The sequence below is a fragment of the Lentzea sp. NPDC004789 genome, assembly GCF_053601075.1.
The window spans coordinates 349,493-358,225 of sequence record NZ_JBSGBE010000008.1 but is presented as its reverse complement, the minus strand read 5'-3'; the positions used below and the strand labels follow the sequence as shown (position 1 = coordinate 358,225).

The window sequence follows — 8,733 nt, the reverse complement described above, 5'->3', positions numbered from 1 at the left end:
GACCGGCGACGGGTACCGGGCCGACCACGGGTACCGGGCCGACCACGGGCACTGGACCGGCGACGGGTACCGGGCCGACGACGGGTACCGGGCCGACTACGAGCACCGGGCCGACGACGGGTACGACGCCGACCACGGGTACCGGGCCGACCACGGGCACTGGACCGGCGACGGGTACCGGGCCGACCACGGGCACTGGACCGGCGACGGGTACCGGGCCGACGACGGGTACCGGGCCGACCACGGGCACTGGACCGGCGACGGGTACCGGGCCGACGACGGGTACCGGGCCGACGACGAGCACCGGGCCGACGACGGGTACCGGGCCGACGACGAGCACCGGGCCGGCGACGGGTACCGGGCCGACCACGGGCACTGGACCGACGACGAGCACCGGTCCGGCGACGGGTACCGGGCCGACCACGGGCACTGGACCGGCGACGGGTACCGGGCCGGCGACGGGTACCGGGCCGACCACGGGCACTGGACCGGCGACGGGCACCACGCCGACGACGGGCACCACGCCGACGACGGGCACAACGCCGGCCACGAGCACGGTCACGCCGAGCGGTTCCGTGGCGGGCGACCGGTCGGCGACCGGGTCCACGGGGCCGGTCGAGGGTTCGACTGGCGGCAGGACTGCGGACGATGTGGCGCCGCGTGTTCCGGATGGGTCGCGGTCCGTTCCGGAGACGGAGCCTGTCAAGGCGACCTCGACCGACGGTCCTGCTCCGCGAGGCTCGGACGACCCGCCGGTTCCGTCGGATCGGGGCGACCGCCAGCCGCTCAGCTCGCGGGAGGGTGTGGACCCGGCGGCGGACCGTTCGACGCGAGACGAGCGGCTGCGCACGCCGGACGCGGAAGAGCGGACGATCCCACAGGCGCCGGACCGCATGGCCGAGCAGCCGGTCACGGCACAGGAGCGGCGCGGTACCGGCACGGAGGACGCCTCGCAGATCGTTGGTCCGGTGCCCGGCGGCAAGCTGGATGGCCAGGACGTCGGTGCTCGGCCTGATCAGCGCGCGGGCGCTCGGCCGGACGTGCAGCCGGGGGCGACTCGGCCGGATCAGCAGGTGCCCGGTGGCCGGGCAGAGGTGCCCACCACGGGTGCGCGGCCGGAGACCCAGGCTGGTGTTCGACCGGATGCCCCCACCACGGGTGCGCGGCCGGAGACGCAGGCCGGCCCCCGTCAGTCGACGGGCCCCGCAGATGGCGGGCGAGCCGGCAACGCCGCGGATCCGGCGCGGGTGCGCGACGGCCAGCAGCCGGACACGCGCTCGTCCGAGCCGAGCGCCGACCAGCCCGGCACGCAGCAGCGGGATCGGGTCGTCACGACGTCCGACGGCGACGGCGCGCCGTCGTCCGAGCGCACTCCGGATCCCGTCGATCACCGTCAGCAGCCCAGCGCGGACGGAGAACCCGTGCCGAGCAGCGGCCGCGCGGACGAGACGGCCACGCGCCAGGACGAGCCGTCGACCAGGCACGAGCCCGAGATCACCCCGGTACGCGAGGACGACCCCGCCGGCACGCCGGACCCGGCCGACCTCGTCCAGCGGGCGCGTTCGGAACGGCCCGTCGTCGACGGCGACATCGACGGCACGGCGGTGCGCAAGGCGATCATCGACCAGCTCGGGCTGAAGGACACCCGCGCCGACCGGTTGCTGCGCGAGGCCGTCGAGACGCACTTCTCCAACGAGAACCTCAAGGCCCACTTCCACCGCGCCGCGGACGGCGGCGTCGTCGTGGATCTCGGGATCAAGACGCGGCAGGCGCCGCAGGTCAAGATCGAGGTCGTCGGGCTCAGCACCGGGCGCGACGTTCAGCCGAAGGCGACCGACTTCGCGAACAAGCGCACGCGCACGCCGTCGGAGCAGTCGGTGACCAGTGAGCGGTCGCCGATCGGGGCCGACGCGCGCAACTTCCGGGTGCCGACGCCGTTCTTCAACGTGACGCTCAGGCTCGCGGGTCTGTTCAACCAGCCGTCGACGTCGATGGCGGCGAAGCTCTCGCGCGGTCTGAAGACGGAGGTCACCGAGACGGGCTTGCGCGCCGAGCGGTCCGTGCACGACGTCACCTTCAAGCTCACGGTGCGCGAGCCGCGGAAGTGGCCGTGGCAGAAGAGCCAGACGAAGACCGACGCGGTGTCGGTGGACGTGCCGCTGGTGTGGCCGCGGCGGGAGGTGGCCGAGGCGCCGTCCCAGCCGATCAGGCCGGACCTGCGACCGCGCGACATCGCGCAGGTCGAGATCAACGGCCTGCACAAGATCTACAACGAGGTCGAGCGGGCGCTCGCCGGACCGAAGGCGGAGAACTTCCCGATCGGGCATCCCGGTGCGCGCAAGTTCCGCGACTGGCTCGCCACCCTGCCGGACCGCGGCACCGAGCTGCTCACCGGTGAGCCGGTGCGCGAGACGTTCAAGCTGCCCGGCAGGCGTGAGCGGGTCGAGGTGTCGATCGCGGTCGTGGACCCGCAGGCCGTCCGTCCCAAGGAGACGGTCGACGGCAGGATCGTGCGGACGCGCGACACCAGCTACGAGTCGACGTCCGGGCAGTCGGTGAGCCTGCGCTGGGGTGGCGGTCTGTTCGTCCAGGCCGGTGACATCACGGGCGCGCTGGGCGGTGGCGCCGGTCCGCTCATGTACAAGTACGCGACCACGACGACGGCGAGCAAGACCACCGCCAAGGGACGGCAGGAGGTCACCAGCACCTACACCGGACCCGTCGAGACCCAGCAGGTGCGGTTCTCCTACGTCGTCCAGGTCGGCTCGGGTGCGGACGCCCGCCGCTTCAAGATCGACGCGGACGGCACCGTGTGGAGCAAGCCGGAGGGGGCTGTCGAGGAACCGGTCCGGCACGCCACCGAACCTGAGTCCTCCCGGCACGCCGTGCCCGAGACCGTGGACCTGGACCGGGCACTGCACCAGCTGGACGTGATCCACGCCCTGCCGGAGGAGACGGTCGCGGGCATCGTCGGTCCCACGCTGCACAAGTTGTGGGTCGAGGGGTTCGTGCGGTCGAAGGACCTGGGGGCGTTCGAGCAGCGGCTGCGGCAGTTCGTGCACGACCACGCCAGGGAGATCGGCCGGGGCGAGCCGGTCCGGTTGCCCGTCAGTTCGTGGGCGGGCGACGCGCCCGACGTGTTCGTGAAGACCCGGCCCGTCACGGTCGAAAGCCGGTACGTCGGCGTGGTGCCCGGTGAGGTGGCGAAAGCGGTCACCTCGGTGTCGCGCAAGGAAAGCGTCGATCTCACCAAGTCGTGGGACACGACCTACGGCGCCTCGGGCTACGTCTTCGACGGCCGGGTCAAGAACTACAAGGCGGGCAACGCCTACATCTACGGCAAGTACAGCACCAAGAACGTCGAGAGCCTCACGCACGAGGTCGGTGTCGAGCACAGGTTCGACGGCGAACGGCCGCTGCACCGCACCAGCTACCCGATCGAGGTCGAGGTCTCGCTCGGTGACCGCTGGGCGGGCCACGACGAGAAGCTGCACACGTTCCGCGGTGAGGCCGACGTTCTCGTCCCCGAGCGCCCGGCACCCGTGTCCGACGCGACGAGGAACCGCCGCGACAGCATCGTCGAGGAGCTCGACGAAGAGGCGACGCCGCGCTGGGAGAACATCGACAACACCGCGGGCTGGCGGGCGGCGTCGAGGATGGGCACGCACCGCGCCGCCTACCTGCCGCCGGTGTTCCAGCTCGACTCGCTCAAGCCCGTGCCCGACCTCGTGCCCACGGTGGCGCGCATGGTCGACGAGGAGCCGGGGAACAGGGTGGCCGGCTGGGGCAGGCGGGTCCTGTTCGGCAACCGACCGGCCAACATCGACCAGCACAAGGCGAACAACCTGGCCGGCGCCGACCTGACCAGGCCGGACGAGCGCACCGCGGCCAGGGAGGCGCTCGAGGCCTTCGCCGAGCTCCCGGCGCGGGCAGGGCGGTTCGACCGGACCGCGGTGTTCAAGGACACCGTGGAGCTGCGCACCTACAACCGGCCCGGTCTGCTGGGCGACCGGGAACGCGTCGTGCGGGTCGACCTGTCCGCGGACCTGACGAACCCCCGCATCGTCTCCGTCGACACCACGCACAAGTTCTCCACCTCCGAGGTGGTGGAACACGCCCAGAACTCCGACAAGCAGAAGGGCAAGGGCGTCGAGGTCGGCGTCGGCGCCGTCGACGTGCCTCCGCTCGGTCACAAGTTCGCCAGCCTCGCCACGATGGGCGGCGGCGGAGTGAACTACATGAGCAAGCAGGGCTCGACCGACGGCACCGGCGTCAAGGAGTCCGTGGTCCACACGCGGACCGAGCGCGCCTACCTGGTCGCGTTCGACGCGACGTACGACCTGCACACCAGCAAACGGCAGCGCTGGCACGACTTCCTCGGCGGTCAGCACGACGGCCGCAGCACTTCGGCGGCGATGCGCGTGCACGTGCCGGACGCCGCCACGGCGTGGATTCCTGCCAGCGAGATCCACCAGATCGGCCTGCTGCGGGACGCGGACCTCCAACACCTGCTCCCCGAGGAGGCGAAGGCCTACCGGCGTACGAACGAGGGTGAGACCGACTCCAGCCCGGGACGGGACTCGGACAACCGCTCGGACCACGACAACGGCCCGGACCACGACAACGGCTCGGACGAGATCGGGGCACGTGACGAACAGGGCTCGCGGCAGGACGGCGCCGACCCCGACGTCACGACGCCCGACAACGTCACCGCGCCCTCCAACGTGGGCCGCGGCAGCGGCCGGGTGGAGCTGCACCGCCTGGAGGCGGGCAAGGAGCTGCTCTTCCAGATCTCCAGCAGGATCGACGAGTGGTCGGTCGAGCAGGGCGCCCGCAGCACTCCCGCCTCGGTGGTCGAGCTCGCCCAGGAGGTGCTGACCTCACCTCGGTCCGACCTCGTGACGCGCGGTGCGGGCGACTTCGGCACCCTCAACGACCGGCTCGTCAACGACGTGCTCGGGCCGACCCTGACCGGAGCGGAGTTCGGCCCGGCGCTGCGCAGCATGCTGAACGGCGGCCTGCCGGTCTTCCTGCCCGCCATCAACGTCTTCGGCCGCGTCGAGCAGCTCGTGGTGCTGCGCGCGAACCTCGGTCCCGGTGAGTTCCACCGCGTCGCCTTCGACGAGACGGTCGAGGCCGAGACGGCGGCGTCCCGGACCTCCGGCTCCTCCACCAGTTCGGTGTGGGGCATGGACTGGGGCATCGGTGCGACGGTCGGGATGGGCAAGAAGGGACTCCCCGCCGGCGGCTTCGGTACCAGCATCGGTGGCTTCGGGGACACCACGACGACCCGCACGGTGACGCACGAGCACAGCGAGACCGTGACCGCCAAGAGGTCCTTGGACGCCGTCGAGTTCCTGCACGACCTGCACGTCACGATGGACGTCTACAACTACTCGCGGGCCACCAAGTTCCGTCGCTTCTTCCCCGGTGGCACCTGGTACGAGAAGCCGTGGTCCACCGACTTCACCCTGCCCTCCGCGGTGCGCTCGGTCGTGCCGAAGGACGAGACGGTTCCCGCCGGTGGGCACCAGACGCCGGCGCAGCGGGAGGCCACCGGGTCGCTGAAGGAGTGGCAGCAGTCGCGGGAGCTGCCCGCCGGGCTGAAGGCCGAGACGCCGATGCACGTCCGGCCGTTCGACTCGCCCGCGCTGTACGAGGCGCTGGACGTGCTGGCGCGCGGCGACGGCGAACGCCCGGTGCTGCACCCGCGCGCCATCCACCAGTTGCAGGCGGCGACCGGGTCCCTCCCGCTGCGGGCGCACATGCGCGACCTGCTGGCCGGCAAGCCCTACACCGTCAAGATCACGTCGGATGCGGTGCGAGAGGTCAGCATCACGGCCGACGTGGTGAAGCGGGAGCTGATCGGCCCGGTGCGAACCGAGCTGACCACCAAGTTGGCGGACACCGACACCACCAAGGTCAGCAAGGCCACCAACGTCCAGACCGGCCTGATGCCGGGCGCCAGCGCCAGCGCGGTGCACGTCGACAAGGCCCAGCAGCGGCCCGGCATCAACGTGATCGAGAACTTCATGAAGGCGGTCGACTACCAGTCGTCGGCCGAGCAGACCGTCAAGACCACGAAGGAGACCAAGACGGAGGAGGGCGCCGCGCCGACAGGCAGGGGCGACGAGCGCTACCTGGTCCGGCTCACGCCGGAATGGACGATCACGCCCACGTTCCGCAGCTCGAAGGCGCCCGAGGCCTGGACGGAGCCGGTGCGCACCGCGCCGGACAGCCCCATCGTCATCGAGACCGACCGCGCCGGTCTCGAACAGCTCGGTCTGGCCGATCCGGTCGAGGCGCCGTCGTCCGAGCGCACTCGCCGCAGCAAGTCGCTGATCGACTTCCTGAACGAGCCGATCGACGAGGAACCGTCGTCCGGCGAGCGGGCCGATGCCGCGCCGGAGCACCGGGGGAGCGACGACGAGCCGGTCACGCGGCGCAGGACGATCGCGGACTTCCTGAGCGAACCCGAGGAGACGAGTCCCAGCCGCGCGGACGAAGCCGCCGACACGACGTCGTCCGGTGCCCCGGAACAGCAGGAGCAGCACCGGTCGCCGTCCAGGCTCGACACCATCGACGAGGGCGACGAGTCCGTCCTGCCCGCCGCGGACCGGGAGGCGGCGCCCGTACGCGGCACGGTCGCCGAGCTCGACCGGATGACGTGGACGGACCGGCGGCCGTTCGGGGTGGACCCGAGCGGGGAGATCCGCCACTTCGAACCGAGTGAGGTGCGGGTCCGGCCGCTGGTGCGCAACGGTCAGGAGATCGGCCTGACCTTCCAGTCCGGCAGGGACGGCGCGCGTTCGCTGAAGTGGGCGCAGGCGCCGGCGGAGTCGCACCTGCGCGGCTACGTGCATCCGGAGACGTCCTCGGGATTCCCCGGCCTTCGCGGCGCGGAGCGGATCGTCTCGCCGTGGCGGGCCGACTCGACGTACGTCGCGGTGGGCGGCGGAGAGCACCACTTCGAGCTGCGGCTGGGCGACGGCACGCCACTGCGCGTGGACGGCGCGACGTTCGCCGAGGTGCTGTCCGGACTGGACTCGTTCCGCCGGATGTCGGAGCACAACCAGGCCGCTTCGCTGGTCCTGCTGTCCGGTCGCAGCGGCGCCCTCGACGCGCCGGGTGGTGCGGCGCGGGACTTCGAGCGCGGGCTGCGGGCCGCGGCACTCGACCACCTGGTCGTGGCGCCGACGACGGACGTGCGCCTGCGCGGCCCGTTGTTCGGAGGCGCCGGGGCCCTGCTGGACCGCGGCGGCGAGACCGTGCTCGACCGCGGCGGCCGGTGGCGTGCGTTCCCGACGCCGGACGTCATCGACAACCTCGTGCTGCCCGGGACGATCGGTGACGGCCGCGTGCCGACCACCTTCCGCACCGGCGACGTCCGGGCCACCGGACTGCACCGCGCGGACGGCGCACCGGTCGGCGTCGCCTTCACCGTAGGCCCCGAGCTGCGCCACGACGCTGGCTCCGTGACGTCCGTGCCGACCGGCACCACGCGCCGCTACGAGGCCGGATACCCGACGCAGGAAGGCCTCGACGCCGCCGAGGCGGGAAACCGGGGCCGTTCCGAAACCGCGCCGTGGCCGGCGAACTCCTCCTACGTCATCGCGCACGGTGAAGGCGACGCCGTGCGTCTCGAACTCGCCGATGGCCGCACCGTCCAGGTCGATGGAGAGACCTTCGGCCGTGTGCTGCACGACCTGAAGGCGTTCCGCGACGGCACAGCGAATACCGAGGCCCTCACGCTGATCTCCTGTGACACCGGTCTGATCCCCGGACCAGGAGGTGTGGCGCACGACCTGCAGCGCGCGCTCGACCAGTTCGGCAACCGCCAGCCCGTGGTCGCACCGACCCGCGAGGTGGGCACCTGGCGGCACGGCGACGGCACGTGGGAGCCGTGGATCGCCGACGCGGGCACCTGGGAGAGGTTCGCCTCGGGCGACGCACGTCAGCTCGGCGTGCGCAACGCAGATGGCGAGTGGATGTCGTTCACACCGGCCGAGGTGCGATCCGTGCCCGTGGTGCGCAACGACGGCCGCGTGGCCGGTGTGTCGTTCCGGCCGGAGGGAGCGTCGACGCCGGCGGGGCGGGCGTTCGCCGTGGACGTCGAGTCCACACGGGACGGATGGCTGACCGTGCACACGACCGACGGCACCGCGCTGTCGGTCGACGGGCCGACGTTCGCGCGGGTGGTCGCCCAGTCCGAGTCGTTCCGCGTCGCGATGGGCGACGGGGAGCAGGTGCCGCTCGCCCTGGTGCCGTCGACGGCGGCGGAGGTGCCGAGCCAGCGCCGGGCCTTCCAGGACACGCTGGAGCGGGAGTTCGGCTTCCGCGAGCCGGTGTACGAGATGCCGGTCGGGCGCACCGAGACCGAGACCGCTCCCGGCACGTCGGCAGGGCCCGCCACCGGTCCGCAGCCGGGGCGCGGCGGCGTGGCGGCCGACACCGAGGCCGTGCGGGACACGGCGCAGCCGGACACCGAACCGCAGCGCGACAGCGGTGCGCCCGACGATGCGGAGACCCGGCCCGAAGGGACGCGGGCGGACGCCGACCTCCCGCACGAGCGGGTGGAGTCGGACCCGCAGCGGACCGAGGGGCACGGCGGCGAGTCCCAGCCGAGCCGCACGCCGTCGCGGCTGGAGACGATCGACGAGGGTGACGAGTCCGTCCTGCCCGCCGCGGACCGGGAGGCGGCGCCGGCCCGCGGCACGGTGGCCGAGCTCGACC

Annotated in this window: 2 protein-coding genes (1 of these 2 running past the window's edge); one reads left to right on the top strand and one right to left on the bottom strand. The window is 72.5% G+C overall.

From position 1 onward, the window contains the following. Positions 1 to 607 (bottom strand): hypothetical protein (locus ACWEIJ_RS21105; protein ID WP_449838882.1); only part of this gene is annotated, 607 nt, incomplete at its 3' end. A gap of 196 nt (positions 608 to 803) precedes the next feature. Here ACWEIJ_RS21105 and ACWEIJ_RS21100 point away from each other — a divergent pair. After that, positions 804 to 8,733, top strand: partial view of a hypothetical protein gene (locus ACWEIJ_RS21100; protein WP_449838881.1) — the beginning only. It continues 24,524 nt past the right edge of the window; 7,930 of the gene's 32,454 nt are visible here — the first part of the coding sequence; its start codon is at positions 804 to 806; the stop codon falls past the right edge of the window.